The 23,186-nt window shown below is 74.7% G+C and carries 21 protein-coding genes; 9 read left to right on the top strand and 12 right to left on the bottom strand.

The window, feature by feature from the left end:
* The first annotated feature begins 18 nt into the window (after positions 1 to 18).
* Positions 19 to 819, top strand: a complete 801-nt coding sequence (locus D7223_RS24205) for an aminoglycoside phosphotransferase family protein (protein WP_120730739.1) — start codon at positions 19 to 21, stop codon at positions 817 to 819.
* A 66-nt stretch (positions 820 to 885) separates the two neighbouring features.
* Here D7223_RS24205 and D7223_RS24200 read toward each other — a convergent pair whose 3' ends face one another.
* On the bottom strand, positions 886 to 2,412 hold the full coding sequence (locus D7223_RS24200) for a hypothetical protein (RefSeq protein WP_238162185.1): 1,527 nt from the start codon (positions 2,410 to 2,412) through the stop codon (positions 886 to 888).
* A 63-nt stretch (positions 2,413 to 2,475) separates the two neighbouring features.
* Between D7223_RS24200 and D7223_RS24195 the strand changes: the two genes are divergently transcribed.
* The 6 genes from D7223_RS24195 (at position 2,476) to D7223_RS24170 (ending at position 5,576) form a co-directional block, all read left to right on the top strand.
* On the top strand, positions 2,476 to 2,985 hold the full coding sequence (locus D7223_RS24195; protein WP_120730738.1) for a DinB family protein: 510 nt from the start codon (positions 2,476 to 2,478) through the stop codon (positions 2,983 to 2,985).
* Between the two features lie 49 nt (positions 2,986 to 3,034).
* Positions 3,035 to 3,430, top strand: coding sequence for a cupin domain-containing protein (locus tag D7223_RS24190; RefSeq protein ID WP_120730737.1), 396 nt, complete (start codon positions 3,035 to 3,037; stop codon positions 3,428 to 3,430).
* A gap of 51 nt (positions 3,431 to 3,481) precedes the next feature.
* The gene (locus D7223_RS24185; RefSeq protein ID WP_120730841.1) at positions 3,482 to 4,000 is read left to right on the top strand and encodes a DUF2087 domain-containing protein; all 519 of its coding nucleotides are present in this window, start codon (positions 3,482 to 3,484) and stop codon (positions 3,998 to 4,000) included.
* 52 nt (positions 4,001 to 4,052) lie between these two features.
* Positions 4,053 to 4,526, top strand: coding sequence for a MarR family winged helix-turn-helix transcriptional regulator (locus tag D7223_RS24180; RefSeq protein WP_120730736.1), 474 nt, complete (start codon positions 4,053 to 4,055; stop codon positions 4,524 to 4,526).
* 75 nt (positions 4,527 to 4,601) lie between these two features.
* Positions 4,602 to 5,006, top strand: coding sequence for a DUF6069 family protein (locus D7223_RS33710; protein WP_222622260.1), 405 nt, complete (start codon positions 4,602 to 4,604; stop codon positions 5,004 to 5,006).
* A gap of 138 nt (positions 5,007 to 5,144) precedes the next feature.
* On the top strand, positions 5,145 to 5,576 hold the full coding sequence (locus D7223_RS24170; protein ID WP_120730734.1) for an Hsp20/alpha crystallin family protein: 432 nt from the start codon (positions 5,145 to 5,147) through the stop codon (positions 5,574 to 5,576).
* Between the two features lie 66 nt (positions 5,577 to 5,642).
* Here the strand turns inward: D7223_RS24170 and rox are convergent, their stop codons facing one another.
* On the bottom strand, positions 5,643 to 7,088 hold the full coding sequence (gene rox, locus D7223_RS24165) for a rifampin monooxygenase (RefSeq protein WP_120730733.1): 1,446 nt from the start codon (positions 7,086 to 7,088) through the stop codon (positions 5,643 to 5,645).
* A 277-nt stretch (positions 7,089 to 7,365) separates the two neighbouring features.
* Here rox and D7223_RS24160 point away from each other — a divergent pair, with 277 nt between their 5' ends.
* Positions 7,366 to 8,364, top strand: a complete 999-nt coding sequence (locus D7223_RS24160; protein ID WP_120730732.1) for a tyrosine-type recombinase/integrase — start codon at positions 7,366 to 7,368, stop codon at positions 8,362 to 8,364.
* Between the two features lie 4 nt (positions 8,365 to 8,368).
* On the opposite strand, the gene D7223_RS24155 is transcribed toward D7223_RS24160, so the two are convergent.
* Positions 8,369 to 10,072 carry an acyl-CoA dehydrogenase family protein gene (locus D7223_RS24155; RefSeq protein ID WP_120730731.1) on the bottom strand — a complete coding sequence of 568 codons (1,704 nt, stop codon included), beginning with the start codon at positions 10,070 to 10,072 and terminating at the stop codon, positions 8,369 to 8,371.
* A gap of 120 nt (positions 10,073 to 10,192) precedes the next feature.
* On the opposite strand from D7223_RS24155, the gene D7223_RS24150 reads away from it, so the two are divergent.
* On the top strand, positions 10,193 to 10,651 hold the full coding sequence (locus D7223_RS24150) for an Rv0361 family membrane protein (protein WP_120730730.1): 459 nt from the start codon (positions 10,193 to 10,195) through the stop codon (positions 10,649 to 10,651).
* Here the strand turns inward: D7223_RS24150 and D7223_RS24145 are convergent, their stop codons facing one another.
* From D7223_RS24145 to D7223_RS24105, 9 genes are all read right to left on the bottom strand, one after another.
* The gene (locus tag D7223_RS24145; RefSeq protein WP_120730729.1) at positions 10,652 to 11,353 is read right to left on the bottom strand and encodes an ABC transporter ATP-binding protein; all 702 of its coding nucleotides are present in this window, start codon (positions 11,351 to 11,353) and stop codon (positions 10,652 to 10,654) included.
* Entirely contained in the window at positions 11,350 to 12,318 is a 969-nt protein-coding gene (locus D7223_RS24140; RefSeq protein ID WP_120730728.1) for an ABC transporter ATP-binding protein, read from the bottom strand. Before D7223_RS24140 ends, D7223_RS24145 begins: the two co-directional genes overlap by 4 nt.
* Positions 12,318 to 15,080: an ABC transporter permease gene (locus tag D7223_RS24135; protein WP_120730727.1), complete on the bottom strand. Its 2,763-nt coding sequence runs from the start codon at positions 15,078 to 15,080 to the stop codon at positions 12,318 to 12,320. Before D7223_RS24135 ends, D7223_RS24140 begins: the two co-directional genes overlap by 1 nt.
* A gap of 35 nt (positions 15,081 to 15,115) precedes the next feature.
* Positions 15,116 to 18,301 (bottom strand): FtsX-like permease family protein, encoded by a 3,186-nt coding sequence (locus D7223_RS24130; protein ID WP_120730726.1) that lies wholly within the window; start codon positions 18,299 to 18,301, stop codon positions 15,116 to 15,118.
* Positions 18,302 to 18,439: 138 nt separating this feature from the next.
* Complete coding sequence (locus D7223_RS24125; RefSeq protein ID WP_120730725.1) at positions 18,440 to 19,153, bottom strand: thymidine kinase; 714 nt, start codon at positions 19,151 to 19,153, stop codon at positions 18,440 to 18,442.
* Positions 19,154 to 19,207: 54 nt separating this feature from the next.
* A complete protein-coding gene (locus D7223_RS24120) occupies positions 19,208 to 20,602 on the bottom strand; it encodes an MFS transporter (protein WP_120730724.1) in 1,395 nt (464 codons plus the stop codon).
* Between the two features lie 21 nt (positions 20,603 to 20,623).
* Positions 20,624 to 21,391: a glycerophosphodiester phosphodiesterase family protein gene (locus tag D7223_RS24115; RefSeq protein ID WP_120730723.1), complete on the bottom strand. Its 768-nt coding sequence runs from the start codon at positions 21,389 to 21,391 to the stop codon at positions 20,624 to 20,626.
* Between the two features lie 124 nt (positions 21,392 to 21,515).
* Entirely contained in the window at positions 21,516 to 22,067 is a 552-nt protein-coding gene (locus D7223_RS24110; RefSeq protein ID WP_147252516.1) for a hypothetical protein, read from the bottom strand.
* A gap of 185 nt (positions 22,068 to 22,252) precedes the next feature.
* Positions 22,253 to 23,029 carry a lysophospholipid acyltransferase family protein gene (locus D7223_RS24105; protein WP_120730840.1) on the bottom strand — a complete coding sequence of 259 codons (777 nt, stop codon included), beginning with the start codon at positions 23,027 to 23,029 and terminating at the stop codon, positions 22,253 to 22,255.
* Positions 23,030 to 23,186: the final 157 nt, after the last annotated feature.

The following is a 23,186-nucleotide window of genomic DNA, read 5'->3' as shown; positions in this document are numbered from 1 at the left end:
CTGACACGAGGAGAAATCGTGGTTTCCGCATCGTCCTTCGAGCCGCTCACGGCGGCTGAAGGCGGACCAAGTCACGTCATCCGTTCCGGCGGGACGATCAAGCGTCCCGCCCGACCGTGGACCGGTACGGTCCACACCCTGCTCCGGCACCTCGAGGAGGTCGGATTCGCCGGCTCCCCGCGGGTGGTCGGCGACGGGTTCGACGCCGACGGCAACGAGGTGTTGACCTACGTCGACGGCAGCATCGCCCACCCTCACGCATGGTCCGACGAGGCCATCGGGCAGGTCGGCGCGTTGCTCCGTGACCTGCACACCGCCACGGCCAGCTTCCGGCCCCCGCCGGACGTGACCTGGCAACGCTGGTGGATGCACCACCAGGGACCAGATTCGGTGATCGGCCACTGCGACGCCGGACCGTGGCACACCGTCGCCCGGGACGGCAGACCGGTGGCGTTCATCGACTGGACCCTGGCGGGACCGGTCGAGCGTCTCGACGAGGTCGTCGCCGCCGCGTGGTGGCACGCACAGCTGCACGACGACGACGTCGCGGAACGTCACGGCCTGCCCGACGCGGCTACCCGCGCCGGGCAGCTGCGGCTGTTCCTCGACGGCTACCAGCTGCCCCGCCCCGATCGGCGGGGGCTGGTCAGCAGGATGATCGAGTTCGCGATCCGGGACTGTTCCGCCGAGGCCGTCAGCGCCGGCATCACCCCGGACTCGACCGATCCGGCGCCGTTGTGGGCACTGGCCTGGCGGGCTCGTGCCGCCGGGTGGATGATCCGGCACCGCACCCTGCTCGAACGGTCCGTCACCGGCTAGCGGGGAGCACGGCCGGGGCCGCCGATCCGTCGGCGGTCCCGGCCGTCACCGGACCACCGCGTGGGGTCAGGTCCGCGCGCCACCGAGGCCGAGCAGCACGGCCAGGCCCAGGGCGCTGCGCGGGGCGTACGGCACCCGCCACAGTCCGCCGTGCGCCGCCGCGTACGCCTCGTCCTGCCAGGGTTGCTCATGGGTCGGGCCGCCGCCGGTGCGCAGGTCGTGCACGAGCAGCGCGGCCATCAGGGTGTTGCTGGTGGCCGGCTCGAACACCTCGATGCCGAAGCGGTGCGCGCCGGCGTACGCGGCGGCCAGCGCCCGGTTGCGGACCACCGAGCGGGTCCGCGTCGGCGGCGCGACGGTGAACGACACGACCGCGCCGGTGTCCCGGGTGACCGCCGCCCGCCACCGTTGCAGGCGCTTGGCCAGGGCGTAGTTGGGGCCCTGCTGCGGGACGAGGCTGTCGTTCACCCCGGGGTCGGCCTCCGGCGGGTAGTTGCGGTGCAGCAGCCGGCCGCCGGACACGACGCGCAGCGCGCGGCGCGCGGCGCCACGGCGGGCGTAGCCCTGTTCGGCGTGCCGGACCGCGTCGGCGGGCACCGCGTACACGTCGGTGGGGGTGGCCAGGAACGCCAGTGCGACGTCGTCGCGTTGCCCGCGCAGGTGCGCGGTGAGGGCGTCGACGGCGGTGGCGACCCGGACGTTGGTGGCCCCGTCGGCGTAGACGTAGTTGCCCAGCACCAGCCGCCCCTCGACGCCGGTGAGCCACCGGGCGACCTGGGGCAGGCGGTGCAGCAGGTCGGCGCCCGCGCGGGTGGCCAGGGCGGGATCGTCGGCGCTGGTGCCGGCCGGCACCGGCAGGTGCAGGCGTCCGCCGTGGCGGCGGGCGGTCTGCAACAGCCGCCGCCAGATCTCCGGTCGGGGCAGGTCGACGGCGACCACGTCGCCGCCCCAGCGCAGCACCGACGGCAGCGGGCCCATCTCGGCACCCGCGCCGAGCACCACCATCCGCTGGTCGCGCAGGTCCAGCCAGTCCGGGTTGGCCAGGACCGCGCCGACCGCCTGCGCGCAGGACGGCTCGATCACGCCGGCGTCCACCCAGGCGTCGAGCCGCCGGCGCAGGGCGTCGCCGCGCAGGCGCTCGCCCCGGTACGGCAGGGAGAACTCCCGTTCCACCGCCCCGTCGCCGGTGACGGTGGCGGTGGCCAGCGGCTCGTCCCGCACGGGTGCGTTGAACAGGTCGTTCAGCGGTGTCTCCGTGCCGTCGTCGGCGACGACGGTCATCCGGGTGTGCAGTGACGCCAGCCCGTCCCGGGCGATGGTGAGCGCCGCCGTGCGGGAGAGCAGCCCGGCCTCGACGAGGCGGCGGAAGTGTCCGAGGTAGCCGTGCCGCCAGTCCGTCTCGTGCTCGACGGCGCGGGCGCCGACCGGGTCGACGGCGCGCAGCGCGTCGGCGACGACCGCCCGGCCGAGGGCGGATGTGCTGCGGCCCTCGCCGGTACGAGGGAACATCACGCCGCGCGGACCCTCCACGGTCACCGCCTCCCTTCCCCGGCGCGCCGGGGAGCGCGCCTCGCGGCTGTCACTCTGCCGCATGTCCTGGTGGGTCGCAGCGCCGGGCGGGTGTTCCATGATCGGCGGGGTGCGCACAATGGCCTGGTGAGCCTGACTTTTCCCTCCCCGACCCTGCCGGCCGACGGTCGTGCCGAGGTGTTCCTGCGCTACCTGGACTTCTTCCGCGAGACGGTGATCGCCAAGGTCGCGGCGTTGCCGGAGGCGGAGGCGCGTCGCAGCCGGCTCCCGTCAGCCTGGACGCCGCTGGAGCTGGTGAAGCACCTGCGGCACGTGGAGCTGCGCTGGATCGAGTGGGGGTTCCAGGGCCGCGAGGTCGACCAGCCGTGGGGGGACTGGCGCGACGGCCGGTGGCAGGTGACGCCGACGGAGACCAGGGCCGGGCTGATCGCGGCGCTGCGGGCCCAGGGCGCGCATACCCGCGCTGTGGTGACGGCCGCCGACCTGGACGCCTACGGCGCGCCGGGTCCGCGGTGGGAGGGCGCCGCCCCGGCGTCGCTGGAGCGGGTGTTGTTCCACCTGGTCCAGGAGTACGCGCGGCACACCGGGCACCTGGACGTCGTGGTCGAGGTGGCCGGCGGCCCCGTCGGAGAATGACGGGGCCGGCGGGGTCCCCGGTCGGCCGTCGACGGGGCAGGATGGTCCGATGGGGAATGAGCCGATCCACCTGGCGACCGCGCTGGCGGCGTTCGACCAGTTGTGGAGCCCACGCATCGTGACCAGGGTCAACGACTACGACGTACGCATCGCGAAGGTGGCCGGGGAGCACGTCTGGCACGCCCACCACGACACCGACGAGTTCTTCCTGGTGCTCGACGGTGAGCTGCGCATCTCCCTGCGCGACGGGCCGGACGGCGCCGAGCGGGAGGTGGTCCTGCCCCGGGGCGCGGTGCACGTCGTGCCCCGGGGCGTGGAGCACCGGCCCTCCTCGGCGCGGGGGGCGTCGATCCTGATGTTCGAGCCGTCCGGGACCTCCAGCGTCGGCGACCGGCACGACCCGGTTCCCGCGCACGTCGACGCCACCACCGGCCACCCGTTGTAGGGCGCGGATATCGGCTGGCGGTGCGCGTACGCCGCTGGCAGGGTGACCGGCATGACTGCGCAGGTGCTGGCGGGGGCGCTCGCCGACGACGGACGGCGGCGGGTTTTCGGGGCGGTCGTGCTGGGGGCCGCGGACCGGGCGGCGGTCGCGGCCCGGACCGGGTTGACCGCCCGCGAGGTGGTCACCGCGCTGCGGCGGCTGGCCGACGCGGGCGTGGTCACCGGCGTCGACGGTGACCTGCGGGTCGACGGTGACTGGCTGCGGGAGGCCGCGGCCGGGCCGCCGGCACCGGACGCGGGGCCGGTGGACGCGGGGGAGCGGGTCCTGCGGACCTTCCTGCGCGACGGTGTCCTGGTCGGCCTGCCGGCCCAGCGTGGCCGCCGCCGGGTCCTGCTCGCGCACATCGCCACGTCGTTCGAGCCGGGGGTGCGGTACCCGGAGCGGGCGGTCGACGACACGCTGCGCGGATGGTGTGCCGGCGGCGCGTCGGATCACGTGACGCTGCGCCGGTATCTGATCGACGAGGCTCTGCTCAGCCGGGAGCAGGGAGTCTACTGGCGCACCGGCTGATCGATTGAGGTGAGGACGATCCCGTTTCGGATCGTCTTGTTAACCTCAAGGGATGTCCACGTGCGCGCCGGGTAGCGGTCCCGACCTGATGTTCCTGCTCTCCTCGGCCAGCCATGCCCTGGTGGCCGAGCACGCCGCCGGGCTGGCGGAACTGGGGATCTCACCCCGGGACTACCACGTGCTGCTGCGGGCCCGCGCGGGTGAGCTGACCCAGCGGCAGATCGGCGAGGCGTGTGGCATCGACAAGACCACCATGGTGGTGACCCTCGACCAGTTGGAGGCGGCGGGTCTGGCCCGGCGCCGGCCGTCGCCGACCGATCGGCGGGCCCGCCTGGTGGAGGTCACCGAGCAGGGTCTCGCGGTTCTCGACCGGGCGCAGCAGATCGCCGGCCGGATCCAGCAGGACGTGCTCGCCGGGCTGCCGGCGGCGGAGCGGGAGGCGCTGCTGCGGACGCTGTGGGGCCTGGTCACCGGCCGCCTCTCCGGCGCGGGGCCGTGCGGGTCGGGCGGGCGAATCGGCTGCTGATCCGATAGCAGATGGTCTTGTGTGGGACTATCTGTTACGGTCACTTCCGCCGAGTTCCCCGACCGAGGAGTGTCCGTGACCGCCACCGCGCAGCCCACCACCTCGTCCGCCCGCCGGCGCGCCCTCGGCGTGCTGGCCGCCGTCGCGTCCTGCGTCCTGATCTGGGTGATCGGCTCGCTGGCCGGAGTGGACTGGACGGTGACGTCCCCCGGCCGCCCCGCGATGGAACTGGGTCTGGCCCCGGTGGTCGTGGTCTCCCTCGGCGCGTCCCTGGTGGGCTGGGCCGCGCTGGCCGTCCTGGAGCGATTCGCCGGACGTCGGGCCACCCTGATCTGGACCGTCCTGGCCGCCGTCGTGGCCCTGGTGTCACTGTTCCCCCTGCTCGGCGTGGAGGCGTCCACCGGCGCGAAGTTCTCCCTCGCGGCGATGCACCTCGCGGTGGCCGCCGTCCTCATTCCGATCCTGCCGACCCGCCGCTGACCTCGGCCCGCGACGCCCCCGGGGACGGGGGCGGCAGGAGTTGACGCCCGCCGCGAAGCGCGCTAAAAACGAGGAGGAAGTTGAGTCGACCCGGCTCAACCCGAGTTCTTCGGCCAGGAGACCCGAGGAGGCAGGACAATGCTGATGCGCACCGACCCGTTCCGTGAGATCGACCGGCTCGCCGAGCAGTTCTTCGGCACCGCGGCCAGGCCGGCGATGATGCACCTGGACGCCTACCGCGACGGTGACTACTTCTACGCCGCGTTCGACCTTCCCGGGGTGGACCCGGACAGCATCGACTGCACCGTCGAGCGCAACGTGCTCACCGTCCGCGCGGAGCGCCGCCGGCCCACCGGCGAGCGCGTCGAACTCGTCGCCGCCGAGCGACCGATGGGCACCTTCACCCGGCAACTCTTCCTCGGCGACACGCTGGACACCGACCAGCTGGAGGCCGGGTACGACAACGGTGTCCTGACCCTGCGGATCCCGGTGGCCGAGCGGGCCAAGCCCCGCCGGGTCACCGTCACCGCCGGCGCCAGCGGCAACGGCCACCGGCAGCTCAACGCCTGACCATCCGCGAACGGGCGGGACAGACCCCTCGAACGGGGCGTCCCGCCCGCTGCCGCGACGGCCCACTCAGGACACGGCGGCACACGCCGAAGCGGCGGCGCCGAACCACCGGGGCAGTGCACCGAGCAGGTCCTGCTGTTCATCACCGGCCCACGCCACGTGGCCGTCCGGCCGCAGCAGCACCGCGGGCACGTCCAGGTCCTCGCTCACGTCGACGACGTGGTCGACCCGGTCGGCCCAGCCGGCCACCGAGAGCCGTCCGGTCTGGTCCAGCAGCAGTCCCCGCCCACCGCGCAGCAGTTCGTAGAGGCGGCCCCGCTTCAGTCGTACGTCCCGCAGGTGCCGGCCGAGCAGGTCGTGTCCCGCCCCGAGGTCGTAGCGGACCCCGAGTGCGGTGACCTTCTCGATCAGGTGCCGGTTGACGTCCTCGAAGTCCATCAGCTCCGCCACCAGCCGGCGCACCGCCCGGGGGCCCGGTTCGGGGGAGAGTAGCTCCATCTGCGCCCGGGTGTTGTCCAGCACGTCGGCGGCCACCGGATGCCGTTCGGCGTGGTAGCTGTCCAGCAGTCCCCGCGGGGCCCAGCCGGCGACCTCGGCGGCCAGTTTCCAGCCCAGGTTGAACGCGTCCTGGATGCCGAGGTTGAGGCCCTGCCCGCCGGTCGGCGGATGGATGTGCGCCGCGTCGCCGGCCAGTAGCACCCGGCCGGTCCGGTAGCGCTCGGCCAGCCGGGTGGCGTCGCCGAAGCGGGACAGCCAGCGCGGTGAGTGCACGCCGAAGTCGATGCCGGCGTACTCCCGCAGCTGCTGCCGGAAGTCCTCGATGGTCGGCGGGACCGTGCGGTCCTCGGCCACCCCCCGCGCGGGCACGACGACGCGGTACACCCCGTCGCCGACGGGTCCGAGGCCGAATATCAGGTGCCGGCTACGGACCTCGGCCACCACGGCGGCGACCGTCTCCGGCGGCACGGCCACCTCCATCTCACCCAGCAGCGTCTCGACCCTGCTGGGCTCACCGGGAAAGCCGACGCCGAGCAGTTTGCGCACCGTGCTGCGGCCCCCGTCGCAGCCGACGAGGTAGCGCGAGCGCAGCCGCGTGCCGTCGGCCAGCTCGACGGTCACCCCGTGGTCGTCCTGACTCAGCCCGACCAGTTCGCAGCCGCGCCGGAGGTCCGCGCCGACCTCGACGGCGTGCTCGGTCAGCAGGCGGTCGGTGGTGGTCTGCGGGATACCCAGGACGTACGGATGGGCGGTGTCCAGCCGCTCCGGCGACGGCTTGGTGATGGCGGCGAAGAACCCACCGACGGGGTACTGCTGACCGAGCGCGAGGAAGCGCTCCAGCAGGCCCCGCTGGTCCAGCACCTCGACAGTGCGCGCGTGCAGGCCGAGCGCGCGGACGAACCTGGTCGGCTGCGTCTCCCTCTCCAGCACGACCACACCCACGCCGTGCAGCCGCAACTCGCCGGCCAGCATCAGGCCGGTCGGTCCGCCGCCGGCCACGATCACATCGATCATGAATCCCCCCTCGATTCCGCCAGAAGAGCGCGTACTTCGCGAAACACCAATTTCCGCAGGTTCTGGCTTCGGCTGGAGATTCTGCAGCACCGACCGGGTCTTGCCGCAAGACCCGGTATGCGGTATACGTTAGGAGTGGCAGGGAGTTCCGACTCCTTGCCTTTTCTTTTGGGACCGCCGCAGCCGATTCACACCCGATGCGGCGACCAGGCGCTGCCGCCGGCCGATCGGGCGCGCCTCCACCGCTTTCCCGCCGGAGACTGAGAACCTTTTTCACATGTTCTTCTCGGACGCTCCGGTGCGTTCCCGATCCTCGGCCCGCCCGGCCCTGCCCGGCGCCCCGAGCGACTTCACCGAGGCGTGGCTGCGCAACCGGCGGCTGTCGGCACACACCCGCGACGCCTACCGGCGGGACATCGCCGGGTGGCTCACCTGGTGCGCGGCCCGCGACCTCGACCCCCTGTGGGCGAACTTCCTGCACGTCAACGAGTACGCCCGCACACTGGAGTCGACCCTCGCGGCGCGCAGCGGCCGACCGTTGACACCGGCCACCGTCGCCCGCAGGCTGTCCGCCCTGTCCAGCTGGTACGACTTCCTGGTCAAACTGCACGCCGTCGATGCCAATCCGGTGGCCGGCGCGGACCGGCCGCGCATCGACCGGGACCACTCGGCGACGGTCGGCCTGACCCCGGACGAGGTGGACGCGCTGCTCGCCGCCGCCGAGGCCGACACCGGCTCGACCGCGGTCCGCAACCGGGCCGCCCTCGCCCTGCTGGCCGACCTGGGCCTACGGGTCGGGGAACTGGTCTCCCTCGACCTGGCCGACCTGGGCACCGAACGCGGCCACCGCAGCATCCGGTTCGTCGGCAAGGGCGGCAAGGCCCGCCGACGGGCGCTGACCCCCGGCACGGCGTACGCGCTGGACGCGTACCTGGCGCAGCGGGCGGCGGCGCGGGGCGTGGCGGTGCACCAGCTGACCGGCCCACTGCTGGTCACCGCCAGCGGCGCCCGGTTGGACCGGCACTCGGTGTTCCGGCTGGTGCGCCGGCTGGCCCGGGCCGCCGGGATCCCCGCCTGGGCGAGCCTGTCGCCGCACTCGCTGCGGCACGCGTTCGCCACCACCGCCCGCGCCGAGGGGGTCCCCCTGGAGGACGTACAGGACGCCATGGGCCACGCCGACCCGCGCACCACCCGCCGCTACGACCGGGACCGGCACAACCTCGACCGGGACCCGGCGTACGCCATCTGGGCCGCCCGCGCCCGCCGGCGCGGCTGACCCGTCACCCGAGCAGGTCCAGGTGGTGGTGGGCGTCGGCGGCGATGTCCTCGTGGCGCAGCCACCGGCGGGCCCACAACCGGGCCGCCAGCTCCGCCTGCTCGTCGCCCCACGCGGCGTGCTCGACCAGCAGCGCGGCGGTCAGCGCGTACGCCATGCGCAGCGCCAGCCCCCGCGCGCCGGCCACGACCGCGACCGCGCCCGGGTCGGCGGCCACCGCCGCGAGCTCCTCGCGCAGCTCGCCGGCCACGGCGGCGAGGGTGTCCGCGAGCGCCGGCGACATCGGACGGGCCAGGTCGGCGGCGGCGTCGAGGCGGCGCAGCAGCGGGCCGGCGGCGTCCTCCCGACTGACCGCGCGCAGCACGTCCACCGCCAGGACGTTGGTGGTGCCCTCCCAGATCGGCAGCACCTGCGCGTCGCGCAGCAGCCGGGGCACCCCGGTGTCCTCCACGTAGCCCGCGCCGCCGAAGCTCTCCACGTACTCGGCGGCCGAGGCCACCGCCAACCGGCCGGTGGCCAGCTTCGCCAGCGGGGCCACGATCCGCAGCTCCGCGGCGGCCTGCGGGTCGGCGCCGACCTCGACCCGGCCGAGCAGCGCGAACGCGTGCCCGGCCAGGACGAACGCCCCGGCGGAGTCCACCGCGAGCGCGCCCAGGGTGGCCCGGTGCAGCGGGTTGGTCGACAGCGGCCCGCCGGCGACGTGCCGGGCCTCGGCGTAGCCGCGGGCGTACGCCAGCCCCCGCCGCATCCCCCCGGCCGCCGCGGCCGCGTTGTGCACCCGGGTCACCACCACCAGCGTCATCGCCCGCACCAGGCCGGGCACCGCCGGATCACCCAGCGGCAGCGCGTACGCGTCGCGCAACCCGATCTCGGCGGTCGGCAGGGCGCGGGTGCCCAGCTTGTCCTTGAGCCGGTGCACCGTCACGCCGGGGGCCGGCGCGTCCGGTGCCAGGGCGCCGGCCAGCGGCGAATCGGCGGCGTAGCGGGGCACCAGGAACGGGGCGAGGACCCGGCTGCCCCGCCCGGCGCCCTCCGGCCGGGCCAGGGCCACCGCCATGGCCGCGTCCGCCGCGGAACAGAACCACTTCTCCCCGGACAACCGCCACGACCCGTCCGCCGCCGGCCGGCCCACGGTGGTGGACCGGCCCAGGTCCGAGCCGCCCTGCGCCTCGGTCATCCACTGCCCACTGGTGATCGCCGTGTCCGGGTCGGTGGAGATCAGCCGGGGCAGCCACGCGTCCCGCACGGCCGCGTCGACCTCCGGCATGCTCAGCAGCGCCGCCGCGCCGTCGGCCATCGCCACCGGGCAGGAGAACGTCGCCGACTCCGGCCCGTACAGGTGCAGCAGCGCGTGCTGCACGACCCGCGCGGCCGCCCCCCACGTGCCGCGCGCCGAATCCAGGTAGGGCAGCGCGACCACCGCGTGCCGGGCGGCGGCGGCCCGCTGCGCCCGCCACCCGGGGGAGGTGTCGATCCGGTCCACCCGGGCGCCCCACCCGTCGTAGCGGACCAGCCTCGGCGGGTGCGCCTCCGCGTCGGCGTGCGCGGCGCGCAGCGGCCCGACCACGTCGGCCGCCAGGTCGGCCAGGCGTCCCTTCGCGGCGGCGTGCCCGGCCGGGCCGAGCTGCCGCTCCAGCCAGGAGCGCAGCAGCCGGTCACCGGTGTACGGGTCGTCGGGGGCGGGCACCGGCTGCACGAAGCGGCTCATCTCGGTCGGCTCCTGACACGGGTGGAACAGGGTGTGTGCGCCGACGGTAGACGATGGCGCGGCACCGGCGACAGGGCCGACTTCCTGCGCGCGGGACGGCCCGTTGCCTACGGTCGACGGGTGGGCGCTGAGCAGCGGTGGAGCCGGCCGGCCCGACGGCACCGGCCGGTCCGCGCCGGCCTGGTGTTCGCCGGGATCGGCGTGGCGCTGTGCTGCGTGGGGGTCGCCGGGCTGGGTGCCTGGAACGTGCAGGTGGTCACCCAGGCCAGCGGTCCGGTGCGGGAGACCGCCGACGGGTTCCTGCGTTCGGTGGCCGCCGGCGACACCGACGGCGCGTACGACCGGTTGTGCGCCGACACCCGCACCCGGTGGAGCCCGATCGGGTTCACCAGTTGGGTCCGCACCCCGCCGCTGGTCGACGACTACGAGATCGTCGACGTGTCGGTGGCGACCAGCCGGGGCCGCCCCGAGGGCACCGTGACGGTCCGGCTGACCCGCGACACCGGCGGCACCGAGCAGCGGGAACTGTCGGTGATCAAGGAGAGCGGCGGCTGGCGGGTCTGCGGCGACCCGTACTGATCAGGCCGCGACCGAGGCGGCCTCCTGCACCATCCGTCCGTCGCGCAGCACCAGCACCCGGTCGGCCAGCTCCACCAGCGTCGGGTCGTGGGTGGCCACCAGCGCGGTCATCCCCCGCTCGTTCACCAGCGCCCGCAGCAGGTCCATCACCGCCCGGCCGGTCTCGGAGTCCAGCTGGCCGGTCGGCTCGTCGGCGATCAGCAACGGCGGATCGTTGGCCAGCGCCCGGGCGATGGCCACCCGCTGCTGCTGCCCGCCGGACATCTCGTACGGGCGCTGCGCGGCGTGCCCACCCAACCCGACCATCTCCAGCAGCACCGCCACCCTCTGCTCCCGCTCGGCGGCCGGCACCTTCGCCAGCCGCATCGGCACCCCCACGTTCTCCGCCGCGGACAGGATCGGGATCAGCCCGAACGACTGGAACACGAACCCGATGGTGTCGCGGCGCAGTGCCAGCAGTTCCCGCTCGCCGGCGGCGGTCACCTCGTGCCCGGCGACGTCGATCCGCCCGGCGGTGGGCCGGTCCAGGCCACCGACCATGTTCAGCAGGGTGGTCTTCCCGGCGCCCGACCGTCCCCGGACCGCCACCAGCTCACCCCGGCCGGCGGTGAACGACACCTCCCGGACGGCGTGCACCACCTGCCCGCTGGTGCGGTAGTCCCGGCTGACCCCCGTCACCCGTACCAGGTCGTCGCTGCTCACTTGTCCTCCTCGTCGTCGCCGGAGCGCACCTGCACGTGGTCGGGTTCCAACGTCAACCGCACCCGGTCCCGCAGCGCCAGGGCGTCGACGAACGCCGACGGCAGCTGCATCCGACCGGCTCGGTCCAGCACCGCGTACTCCTCGGTGACCATCTCCTCGACGCCGTCGGCGCCGACCCGCGCCGACCGGCGTACCTCCGAGGCGGTCCGGCCGTCGCGGATCGCGACGGTCCGGCGGACCTGCGAGGCCACCTGCGGATCGTGGGTGACCACGACGATCGTGACACCCAGCTCCGCGTTGATCGACCGCAGCGCGGCGAACACCTCACCGGCGGTCGCCTCGTCCAGCTCCCCGGTCGGCTCGTCGGCGAAGAGCACCTCCGGGTCGTTGGCGACCGCCACCGCGATGGCGCAGCGCTGCTGCTCACCGCCGCTCATCTGACCGGGCCGGCGCTGCGCGCAGTACCCGACGCCGACCATCTCCAACAGGTGCGCCGCCCGCTGGCGCACCGCCCGGCCACGCCGGCCCGCCAGGCGCATCGGCAGCTCCACGTTCTCCTGCGCCGACAGGTACGGCAGCAGGTTGCGCCCGGTCTGCTGCCACACGAACCCGACGGTGTGCCGCCGGTAGGCCAGCCGCTTCTTCGCCGACATGGTCAGCAGGTCGTAGCCGGCGACCCGGGCGATCCCGGCGGTCGGCACGTCCAGCCCGGACAGGATGTTGAGCACGGTGGACTTGCCCGAGCCGGACGCCCCGACGATGGCCAGCAGCTCACCGCGGTCCACCACCAGGTCCAGGCCCTGCAACGCGACGACCTCCACCCCCTCGGTGGTGAAGATCCGTACCAGGCCGTCGCAGACGATGTGCCCGCGCAACCGGTCGGAGCCGCCGGCGCGGGCGGCGGCCCGCTCGGCGGCCCGCCGTTGCAGGCTCGCCAGGTCCGGCGCGTTCTCGACGAGGGTCATCAGTTCTCCTCTCCCACGCGGAGCACCTCACCGAGGCGCATCCGCCGGTTCGCCAGATTCTCGACCGTCAGCCCGGCCAGCAGCCCCAGCACCACCAGCCCCAGCACCCCGCCCACGACCAGCGGATCCAGGTGGGCGCGGGGCGTCACGCCCGGGGTGAACGTGGACAGCCCGAGCGTGCCGCCGAGCAGCCGCGGCAGCACCACCCCCACCGCCCCGCCGGCCAGGGCGGCCGCCCCGACCAGCGGCACCAGTTCGTACACCAGCAGGTTGCGGCCCTGCCCACCGGACAGGCCCATGGTCCGCAACCGGGACAGCGTCCGCCCCCGACCGCGGGCGTCGGCGACCACCGCGAAGCCCACCGCGAGCACGGCCAGGGCGGTGCCGCCGAACGCCCCGACCAGGAACGCCAGCGTGAGCACCTGGTTGGCGCCGCTGCTCTCCAGTGCCTGCCGGCGCGCCTGCCACGTGTCCAGCGCGGCGGGTTGCTCCGGCTCGGCCACCTCGCGGCCCAGCACCGCGGCCTGCCGCTCCCGCTGCGCGTCGTCGGCGACCCGCAGCAGCTCCGCCCGCGCGATGCCGTCCCCGGCCAGCAGGAACCGGTTCGGGATCACCGGGGTGTCCACGTACTCGGGCAGCGCCTGCCAGGGCAGCACCACGAACCGCTCCGCGTCCGTGCCCAGGCCGGGGAAGGTGTCGGCGACGGCCGCCACGGTGAACGGGAAGATCCGGTTCTGCACGTCCGCCGCGGCGCCGCCGGCCACGTCGGCGGCCACCGCGGAGGAGACCACCGCCGGCACCGGGCCGTCGCCGCGGCGGGCCGACGACAGCACCGCCGGCACCCGCACGTCGACGCCGCTGCGCCGGACCACCTCGGCGAAGGCGGGCCCGTCGACCACCAGGACCCGCGCCTGCCCGATCGTCCGGGCGTCGGCCTCGGCGCCGGTCAGCAACGACCGGTTGCCCTCGGTCCACACCCGGGCCACCGCGTCCACCCCGGCGACGCCGGAGAGCCGGTCCCCGGTGTCCGGGGTGAACCCGTACCCGGTCAGCCACGCGTCGGCGGGCACCGCCAGGTCGACCGCCCGGTCCCGGGCCCGATCGACCGTCGTGGTGACCACGGCGCTGAACACACCGGTGCTGACCGCGACGATCAGCACCGCCAGCGGGCCGATGGTCACCGGAGAGCCGCGGCCGGCGCGGGCCGCGCCGAGGAACAGCATCGCCCCCCGGGCCCGGCCGGCGAGCCGGTCGAGCAGCCGCAACGGCCACGGCAGCACCCGCAGCGCCACCAGCGCCACCGCCACGGCCACCAGCACCGGCACCGACGCCAGGAACACGTCGACCCCGTCCTCGGTGTCCAGGCCACGGCGGCGCAGCAGCACCACCCCGGCCACCGCGACGACCACCACGGCGACCTCGGTGCTCAACCGGCGGGCCGACGGCCGGGCCCGGGCCAGGTCCTGCCGGCGGGCCGCGAACGTGACGTGCCGCTGGTCGAGCATCCCCAGCACCGCCACCACCCCGGTGGTGAACACCGCCAGCGCCACCACCAGCCAGCCGGTCCCGGCGGCGCGACCGGGAACCCAGGTGCCGACCAGCCAACCGGCGAACACCGCCGCGGGCAGCACCAGCACGCTCTCGGCGAGCAGCCGCCGGCCGATCGTCGGCACCGACGCACCCCGGGAGCGCAGCAGCGCCAACTCCTCCCGGCGATGGCGCACACCGACGCCGGCGGCCAGCACGATCAGCCCGAGCAGGCTGACGGCCAGCCCGGTCTGCACCACCGCCAGCAACGCCCGCACCGACGCGAGTTGCCCGCCGAAGCGGGCCAGCGCGGCGTCCAGACCGGTCTGCACCACCGAGTAGGGCATCCATTCGGTACGCCGGGCGTCGCCCACCGCCGTGATGACCGTCTCCAGATTCCCGGTGTTCAGCAGCCGCTCGTCGAAGCGGTGCCGCCAGCTGTAGGTCACCGGCGTGCCGGTCGCCGCCGACACCGTCGCGGTGCCCGCGACGTCGGTGACCGCCGCCGTGATGTACGGCTCCCCGTCGTTCATCGGCAGGACCGGGTCCAGTGCCAGCCGCAGGTCGTCCCAGACCGGCTCGCCGGCCCGCTTCGGCGTGAAGACGCCACTGACCACCAGCGGGGCGACGCCAGTACCGCTCACCCGCAGCTCGGTGCCCGGACGCAGCGCCAGCACCTCGGCGACCCGCTGCGACACGGCGATCTGGGTGGGCTGGCCACCCGGCGCCGGGCGGGGCCAGGAACCGGCCCGCAGGTCCGCCGCCTCGGTGATCCCGGTCTGCGCCACCAGACCGAACAGCTTCGGCGCGCCACCGTTCATCGGCGGTTGGTCACCGGTGGCGACCAACGACTCCGGGGCGATCGTCTCGCCGTACCAGCGCTGCCCGACCAGGCCCGGCAGCGGTCCGGGCAGCTTGCCGACGAACCGGTCCCGCTGACCGCCGTCGAAGTCTGCGGTGGATCGCCCATCGGAGATCGACTCCTGCTGGATGATCAGGTCGCGGGACAGGTGCGGCAGCGCCGTCACCTCGTCGCGCAGCCCCCGGTCGGCGTACTCGTTGGACAGCCGTGGGGCGGCGGTGAGCAGCAGCGCCGCGACCAGCGCGAGTGCGGCCAGCAGTCCGGTCTGCCCGGTGAACGCCCGCACCCGCCGCGCCGGCCCGCCGCGTACCGCCCGCCACCAGGTCGCCGTGACCCGCGACGCCGCGCCGTCCGCACGCTTGTCCGCGCTCACCGGGTCCACCTTCCGTTCAGGACTGCGGGGCCCACTCACCGGTCGCCCCCGATCCGCAGTTGGGTGGCGGTCAGCCGCCGCCGCATCGTCAACGACAACCCGGCGCTGAAGGCCAGCGCCAGCAGCAGCAGGCCCGCGCCGGTGGCCGCGACCGGGGTCCAGTCGATCTGGAGCAACGGCGTCGGGATGGGCCGGTCCGCCGACGGGGTCAGGATGACCAGCGGCGCCATGGTCGCAGCCACCCCGACACCGACCAGGAGACCGACCAGCACCCCCAGCCCGGCGAGGAACGCCTGTTCGGCCAGCAGGGAACGGGCCACCAGGCGGTGTCCGGCGCCGAGGGTGTGCAGCACGGCCAGTTCGGTGGCCCGCCGCCGGGCGGTGGCGCTGACGTCGACGGCGACCCCGACGGCGGCGAGCAGCACCGCGGCCAGCGCGGCGGCGAACAACGCCCCCCGGGCGCCGACGCCGAACGGGTCACCGGCCAGCTCGCCGGCCAGGACCTGCCGGTCGGCCACGGCCAGCCCACCGAGCGCCACCGCCGCGTCGGACGCGGCCGTCCGTTCGTCCGGGTCGACCGACAGCCACCACTGCTGCGGGTCGCGGGTGATGCCGCGGTCGTACAGCAGGCGGCTGCTCAGCGACGGCAGGTCGGCGAGCAGCGCCCCCGGTTCGGTGCCGCCGGGCACGGAGTCGACGACACCGACGACCTTCACCTCGACCTCGGCCCCGGCCAGGTAGAGGCGGGTCAGCGTACCGACCTTCGTCCGCAGCGAGTCCAGCGCCGACGGGGTGGCCAGCACCGGCACCGGCCCGGTCGGCTCACCCCGTACGACGGCCATCCGCACCGGCGTGGCGCGGGTGCCGATGCTGGTGTCGTCCCACAGCCACCGGACCGACAGGGTCGCCCCGGCGGCCCGCACGTCGGCCCCGGACCCCTCCCGGTCGACCCACCGCCAGTCGTCGGCGCCCAGGTCCACCGGCGTGCCGGGAGAGTCGTCCGCGCTGCTGCGCAGGTCCCGCAGGGACACCTCGAGGGCCATCCCCTGCTGGGCGACCGTCTCCACGGTGAACCCGGCCAGCCGCGGCGGATCCGAGCCGGCGGGCAGGTCGACGGCGAAGCGCATCGGCTCACCGTCGCGCGGGGCCCCCAACGACACCTCGCGGTGCCCGCCGTGCGGATCGACGAGCACCGCGTGCACCTGCACCGGAACCGTGCTCTCCAGGCCGGAGACCCCGATCAGCACCTCGCCGGTGAACCGGCGGGCACCGGTCGGCAGCTCGGTGACGGCGGCGTCGACCCGCGCCTCGGCGAGAGCGCGCAGTGCGCCGGAGTCGGCCAGGTCGGGACGCAACCGCACCACGCCGTCGGCCTGCCCCGCGTCGAGGGCCACCAGGGAACCCAGTTCGGACACCGGGCCGAGCCGCAGCGGTTCGCGCCAACTGGCCAGGGCCGCCCGGGTGCCGGGCAGCCCGGCGATCTGGTCGGCCCGACCGGTGGGGGCCGAACCGTTGACCTCGGTCAACCGCAGGTCCGCACCGACCTGGTGGTTGGCCTGGTCGGCCAGCGACCGTTCGCTGGTGGCCGCGAGACACCAGGCGAGGGTTCCCACCGCGACGGCGAGGGCGAGCAGCAGCACCGGGCCGGCGTGCGGCCGGCGCCCGGCCTGCCAGGTGCCGAGGATCGTCGCCGTCCACGGCTTGCGGTCGACCCACCGTTCGGCCAGCCGGGTCAGCGGGGGCAGCAGCCGCAGGGCGAGCACCGCGCCGGCCAGCACACCGATGGTGGGTGCCGCGGCCAGCAGCGGATCCACCTCCAGGCCGCCGGAGCGGCCCCGCGACAGCGGCGAGGAGTACTGCCGCAGCTGGTACCAGGCCAGCACCGCCAACGCGACCAGCAACACGTCGACGCCGGCCCGCTGCACCGCACCGCGCCGGCTGGGCCGCGAACGGGCGGCCTGGTCGGCGACGTAGGTGCCGCCGCGGCGCAGCGCCGGCGCCACCATCGCCAGCGCGCAGCCGGCGGCGGCCAGGGCGGCGACCACCCAGAGCGTGGCGGACCCGCTCGGGCGCAGTGACAACGCGGCCAGCGCGGGCACCCGGTCGGCGTACGACAGCAGCCAGCCGGCCAGCGGCGGGGCCAGCGCGGCGGCCGGCACGACGACCAGGGCGGCCTCCCGGACGGTCAACCCGACCAACTGCCAGCGGGCGGCGCCCCGGGCCCGCAGCAACGCCGACTCGGCGCGCCGGTGCTCGGTGAGCAGGACCGCGACCAGCAGCAGCGCGTACCCGCCGAGGACCACCACCAGCAGCATCGGCGTGACCAGCGCGGAGCGCCCGACCAGGGTGGCCCGTTGCACACGTTGGGCCAGGTCGTCGAGGGCGGTGATGGCGGTGCCGGAGTCGCCGAGCCCGGCGGCCTCCGGCGCCCCGGCGGCGACCTGCCCGGCGGTGCCGGCCAACCGGTCCAGCCCGGCGCCGGCGGTGACCCCGCTCAGGTCGGGCTCGACCAGCCACCCGGCGGAGGCGTTGGTCCGGAAGTGGGCGTCGAAGTCGTCGCGGTGCACGGTCAGCGGCCCGTACGTCGCCGAGCCCGGCAGCGTGCCGCTGGCCACCTCGGGGGCCAGCCGCCAGTAGGTGTCCGCCGGGTCGGTCGGCTGCCACACGCCGACCACGCCGACCTGGGTGACCCGGCCGGTGAAGCCGTCGGTCACCGGGATGCGGTCGCCGACGCCGACGCCGAGGGTCGCCGCGACCGGCGCCGCCAGCGCGGTCTGCACGGGCGTGGCCCCGGGCTGCGGCCACGCGCCGGCGGTGAGGCGGGCGTGCGCGGCCAGGTCGTCGAGGAACATCACCGAGGCGTACGCGGCACCACCCTCGTCGGGCTCCGCAGCACCGATGTCGCCGCGCAACTGCCGGCCGGCGGCGAAGCCGGCGGCGGTGATCCGCGGGTCGAGGCCGGTCAGGCCGGCCGTGACGTGCGCCCGCAGGGCGGCGTCTCGCTCCCGCAGCGTCGCCGCCGAACCGCCGGCGGGTCCCCGGACCAGGATCGAGCGTTCCTCCGGGGTGGCGGCGGCGAGCACGCTGCCGGTGCCGGACGCGACCACGTCACCGTTGTACGCGCTCAGTCCGGTCAGCGCGGCGGTCGCCACCAGGGTCGCCCCGGCCGCCGCCAGGAGCAGTCCCTTCGCCCCCTTGGCGCGTCGTAACGCGAGCCTCATGTCGTGGTGTCTCCCCGTACCCGTGCGCGACGGGCGCCGCTCGCCGTCGTCGTCGCCGTCAGGAAGGGGTCAGGGGTGGCGAAAGGTTCGCGCCGTGATCGAATCGTGTCCGACCGGCCGCCGGCGGGCGGCCCGCAGTCACCGGCGCGGGCCCAGCTCACCGGCCCGGTAGTGGCGGCGGCACAGCACCTGGTAGCGCACCTCGGCGGTGTCCACGGTGTCGCCGATGACGACCTGGGCGCCCTCGCGGACCACCCGCCCGTCGACGACCCGTGCGTTGAGCAGCCCTTCCCGGCCGCACCAGCACAGCACCTCGACCTGGATGCGGGCCACCTCGTCGGCCAGCTCGAACAGCCGCTGCACGGCCGGGAACAGGCAGGACCGGAAGTCGGTGGCGAGGCCGAACGCGTACACGTCGACGTCGTAGCCGTCCACCAGCTCGGCCATCTGCTCGACGTGCTCGACGCTGTAGAAGCTCGCCTCGTCGCAGATCAGGTAGTCCACCCGGACACCCTCGGCCCAGGTGTCACGGACCAGCGCCCGCAGGTCCAGCTCGTCGGTCACCTCGATGGCCTCGTGGGCCAGCCCGATGCGGGTGGTGACCTGCGGACCCAGCGACCGGTCGATGCGGGTGGTGACCAGGCCCCGGCGGCCCTGCCGGGAGTGGTTGTAGTTCATCTGCAACGCCATGGTGGACTTGCCGCAGTCCATCGGGCCCCAGAAGAACTTCAGCGCGGCGGCGTGCAGCGGGCGGCCGTCCACCCCGCGGGCCGCGGCGCACCCGCCGGGGCTGTCGCCCGGTCCGGGCAGGGGTCGCGCGAGGCAGGTCGGGGAGGTGGCGTGGTCGGTCACGGTCGGGCAGCCTAACCCATCGACGCCGCCGAACCGGTAGGCCCGCGACGCGCGTTACAGCACCTTCGGCGGGGTGTTGCCGGCGGCGACGATGGCCCGGCGCATGGGCACCGCGAGCAGCAGCACGAAGCCGACCACGAAGAAGATCAGCAGGGAGACCAGGCCCACCCGGTAGGAGTTGGTGAGCTGGAACACCAGGCCGAACGCCAGCGGCCCGAGCCAGCTGGTGCCCTTGTCGCTGATCTCGTAGAAGCCGTAGTACTCGCCCTCCCGGCCGGCCGGGATGAGCTGGCTGAACAACGACCGGCTCAACGCCTGGCTGCCGCCGAGGACCAGGCCGATGGCCGCGCCGAGGACCATGAACGGCACCGGCGCCTCGGCGGGCAGCCGGAACGCGGCCAGGATCACCCCGGTCCACAGCACCAGGCTCAGCAGCACGGTCTTCCACGCGCCGATGCGCCGGGCCAACGCGCCGAGCAGCAACGCCCCACCGAACGCCAGGAACTGCACCAGCAGGATGGTGACGATCAGCGTGGACTGCCCCAGCCGCAGCTCCTCGGTGCCGTACTGGCTGGCCAGGGCGATGACGGTCTGGATCCCGTCGTTGTAGACCAGGAACGCCAGCAGGAAGTACAGCGTCAGCGGGTACGCCTTGATCTGGCGCAGGGTGCGGCCGAGCTGCCGGAACCCGTCGGTGAGCACGTTGCCGCCGCGGGCGGCGAGGGCCGTCGCGGTCGGGTGCTCGCGCAGCCAGCGCAGCGGCACGAGGGTGAACACCGCCCACCACAGCCCGGCCGACACGATCGACCACCGGGCCAGGTCCAGGGTGCGCTGGTCGTTGCCGTCCTCGCCGAGCATGGTGACGGCCACCAGGTTCAACGCCAGCAGCAGGCCACCACCGAGGTAGCCCAGCGCCCAGCCGCGGCTGGAGATGCCGTCCCGGTCGTCGGGGCCGCCCAGCTGCGGCAGGAACGAGTTGTAGACGACCACGCCGGCGCCGAAGGCGATGTTCGCCACCAGGAACAGCGCCCCGCCGAGCAGGTAGCGGTCGCCGGTGACGAAGAGCATTCCGACGGTGGCGGCGGCGCCGGTGAACGCGGCGGCGGCCAGCAGCCGTTTCTTGTGCGTGGTCCGGTCGGCCACCGCCCCCACCACCGGCAGCACGAACACGGTGAGGAACACCGACAGCGACACCAGGTACGCGAAGTACGACCCGGGGGCCACCTTGATCCCCAGCGGGTACACGTACCCGGAGCAGGACTCGGCGCCCAGCTCGCAGCCGGCGGCAAGCTTGGCGACCGTGGTCAGGAACGGGCCAAGGAACACCGTGATGACGGTGGTGGAGAACGCCGACATCGCCCAGTCGTAGAAGTACCAGCCGGTGCGCTCGCTGCGGGTGCTCGACGGGGCGGGGTTGTCGCCCACCGCCGGCATGACGGTCTCGGCCATCGGGGGTCCTTCTCGGGCTCCTCAGGCGGCCCAGTGGCCGCGGCTGCGGTAGACGTCGCGCAGCACGCCGACGTGATCGGTCATGATGCCATCCACACCACGATCCAGTAAGTCGTGCATCTGGGCGGGTTCGTCGATCGTCCAGACGTGCACCTGCAGGCCGAGCCGGTGGCAGTAGTCGAGGAACCGGCGGTCCACCACGGGCACCCGCCCGTAGCGTGGCGGCACCTGCGCTGCGACCACCGACGCCGGCAGCCGCAGCGGGCGCCCGTGCAGGGAGGCGAGCCGTAGTCGGGCCACCCCGCGCATGCCGAGGCTGGTGGCGACCCGACCCCCGGTGAGCGCCCGCAGGCGGGTCAGTCGGGCGTCGCTGAACGACGCGAGCAGCACCCGGTCGGCGGCGCCGACCTGGGTCACGGTGGCGACCGTCGGCTCGACGCCGCCGTCGGCCTTCACGTCGATGTTGAAGCGGACCTGCGGCCAGGCGCCCAGCACCTCGTCGAGCCGGGGTACGACGGCGGCGCCGCCGACGCGTACCGAGGCGAGGTCGGCCCAGCGCAGGTCGGCGATGCGCCCCGGCTCGCCGGTGACCCGGGCGAGGGTCGGGTCGTGGAAGACCACGGCCACTCCGTCGGCGGTGGCGTGCACGTCGGTCTCCACGTACCGGTAACCGAGCCCGATGGCGCGGGCGAACGCCTCGGTGGTGTTCTCGTCGCCCTCGGCGGCGCCGCCACGGTGGGCGAACGCCAGCGGCGCGGGCGCGTCGAGGTAGCCGAATCGGGTCAGCACGCGACGCAGTATGCCCCCGGTCGGTGGCCGGCTGGTAACCGGCCGGCGTCGGTGACCCGCCCGCCGCGCCGCCGTCCGGATCCGCGCTCGGGGTCAGGTCGGCCGGGCGCCCGTTCGGCTCTGCTCAGCAGCATGCCACCGCGTATCCACCGGCGAGAACCGGGTACCGGGGCCGTTGGGGCAGGCCCGGCGGGAGGTCCGTCTCGGGATCGAGGCAGTGGGTGGGTGGCCGCTCCTCGCCGTTCTGCACCTGGGCGTCGACGATCAGATCCGGCATCCGCCCACCGTCGATGATCTTCACGTAGAAGCCGTGGTTCTTCACCGTGCCTTCGCCCTCCGGCACGATCGCGGTCAAGAGCGCGACGTTTCCGGTGACCCGTACGCACGTCACGTCGGCCTGGCCCTGCGCGGCCAGTGTGCCGTCGGGCCACTCGTGCCGGTAGAGGAACCGGCCAACCGTTGATCCGTCGGCGGCCGAGAACGCCGAGACGCCGAACCAGATCCGGTGCCCCACCACGCGGGGTTCGTCGTACACGAACTGTCCCAGTCCGGTGACCACCGACCAGCCGCCTGCGGCAGTTCTGGTCTCGGGCTGCTGAGCCCATGCCCCCGAGGGCCACGTGGCAACCAGCACGGCTGCCACCGCCCCCAATGCCGTCACACGGGAACCAGACATGCACATCACTCCTTCGGCCGGGTGGTTGGCTGACGTGTTCCAGCATCAGCGCAGGCCGAAGCGACCTCATCCCTCCACCGAGCCAGTCGCATCCCTCGGCCCGGGGACCGACACCGGTTCCGCGGAGGCAGGATGTCCGGGGCCGGGCACGCCCCGGTTTCCGTGCCTCCGATGCCGGCTGAGCCCTAGCCCGGTGGGCGGCGGCGGTGCACGCGGCTTGAGTCGACGGGGCGGCTCGGGTCGACGTACCGGGGCCGGTCGGGCTCGTCCGGGCGCAGCGGCACCAGCGTGTCGGTGATCGCGTCGATGATCCGGTCGGTGGCCCGCCGGGCGGCGCCGGGCGCGCCGGGGTTCAGGTCGCCGAGGTCGACCGGTGCGCCGAAGCGCACCCGCACGACCGGGCGGCGCAGCAGCGAGCGGGCCACACCGCGCAGCAGGCCCCGGGGCGCCTGGTAGGGCACGACCTCGTGCGAGCCCCACTGGGCGACCGGGATGACCGGCGCGTGGCCGGCCAGGGCGAGGCGGGCCGCGCCGGTCTTGCCGCGTTCGGGCCACAGCCCGGGGTCCAGGCCGATGCGCCCCTCCGGGTAGACCAGGATCACCGAGCCGCCGGCGACGGCGCGCGCGGCGTCGTCGAGGGCCCGGCCGACGGCGGCGGTGCCCCGGTCCACGCGGATGTGCCCGGCGCGGCGCATGGCCGTGCCGACGACGGGGGCGCGGAACAGCCCACCGGTGGCCATGAACCGCGGCGCGACACCGACGGCGCGGCAGGCGGCGGCGAGCACCACCGGGTCGAACGGGCTGAGGTGGTTGGCGGCCAGCACCAGGGGGCCCCGGCGCAGGGCCGCCGGCACCTCTCCGGTGACCTCCAACCGGGCCACGGCGCCGACCACGGTACGGGCGAGCACCTGCGCGCCGCGCCAGATCAACGGCGGCTGCCAGGGGGAGTGGGCGGTGTCCATCAGCGGGACATGCTCGCACGGCGGCGCGCCGTGGTGGGGGACCGGGCCCGGTCGACCGGCCGGGGTGATCAGGGTCATTGGTCCCGGGCCGGTCCGGGACCCCCGGCCCTGCCGAAACTTCTACGACGGCCGGTAGTATTTACTACGTCTCGTAGTA

Source organism: Micromonospora endolithica (genome assembly GCF_003626595.1).
GTDB lineage: Bacteria > Actinomycetota > Actinomycetes > Mycobacteriales > Micromonosporaceae > Micromonospora > Micromonospora endolithica.
This window is presented reverse-complemented; position numbering and strand designations above follow the sequence as displayed.

Coding starts and splice junctions, on each gene's coding strand:
- D7223_RS24200 (WP_238162185.1), bottom strand. CDS start 2,412: ATGCGGCAGAGTGACAGCCGCGAGGCGCGCTCCCCGGCGCGCCGGGGA.
- D7223_RS24190 (WP_120730737.1), top strand. CDS start 3,035: ATGGGGAATGAGCCGATCCACCTGGCGACCGCGCTGGCGGCGTTCGAC.
- D7223_RS24185 (WP_120730841.1), top strand. CDS start 3,482: ATGACTGCGCAGGTGCTGGCGGGGGCGCTCGCCGACGACGGACGGCGG.
- D7223_RS24180 (WP_120730736.1), top strand. CDS start 4,053: ATGTCCACGTGCGCGCCGGGTAGCGGTCCCGACCTGATGTTCCTGCTC.
- D7223_RS24170 (WP_120730734.1), top strand. CDS start 5,145: ATGCTGATGCGCACCGACCCGTTCCGTGAGATCGACCGGCTCGCCGAG.
- rox (WP_120730733.1), bottom strand. CDS start 7,088: ATGATCGATGTGATCGTGGCCGGCGGCGGACCGACCGGCCTGATGCTG.
- D7223_RS24160 (WP_120730732.1), top strand. CDS start 7,366: ATGTTCTTCTCGGACGCTCCGGTGCGTTCCCGATCCTCGGCCCGCCCG.
- D7223_RS24155 (WP_120730731.1), bottom strand. CDS start 10,072: ATGAGCCGCTTCGTGCAGCCGGTGCCCGCCCCCGACGACCCGTACACC.
- D7223_RS24140 (WP_120730728.1), bottom strand. CDS start 12,318: ATGACCCTCGTCGAGAACGCGCCGGACCTGGCGAGCCTGCAACGGCGG.
- D7223_RS24130 (WP_120730726.1), bottom strand. CDS start 18,301: ATGAGGCTCGCGTTACGACGCGCCAAGGGGGCGAAGGGACTGCTCCTG.
- D7223_RS24120 (WP_120730724.1), bottom strand. CDS start 20,602: ATGGCCGAGACCGTCATGCCGGCGGTGGGCGACAACCCCGCCCCGTCG.
- D7223_RS24110 (WP_147252516.1), bottom strand. CDS start 22,067: ATGTCTGGTTCCCGTGTGACGGCATTGGGGGCGGTGGCAGCCGTGCTG.
- D7223_RS24105 (WP_120730840.1), bottom strand. CDS start 23,029: ATGGACACCGCCCACTCCCCCTGGCAGCCGCCGTTGATCTGGCGCGGC.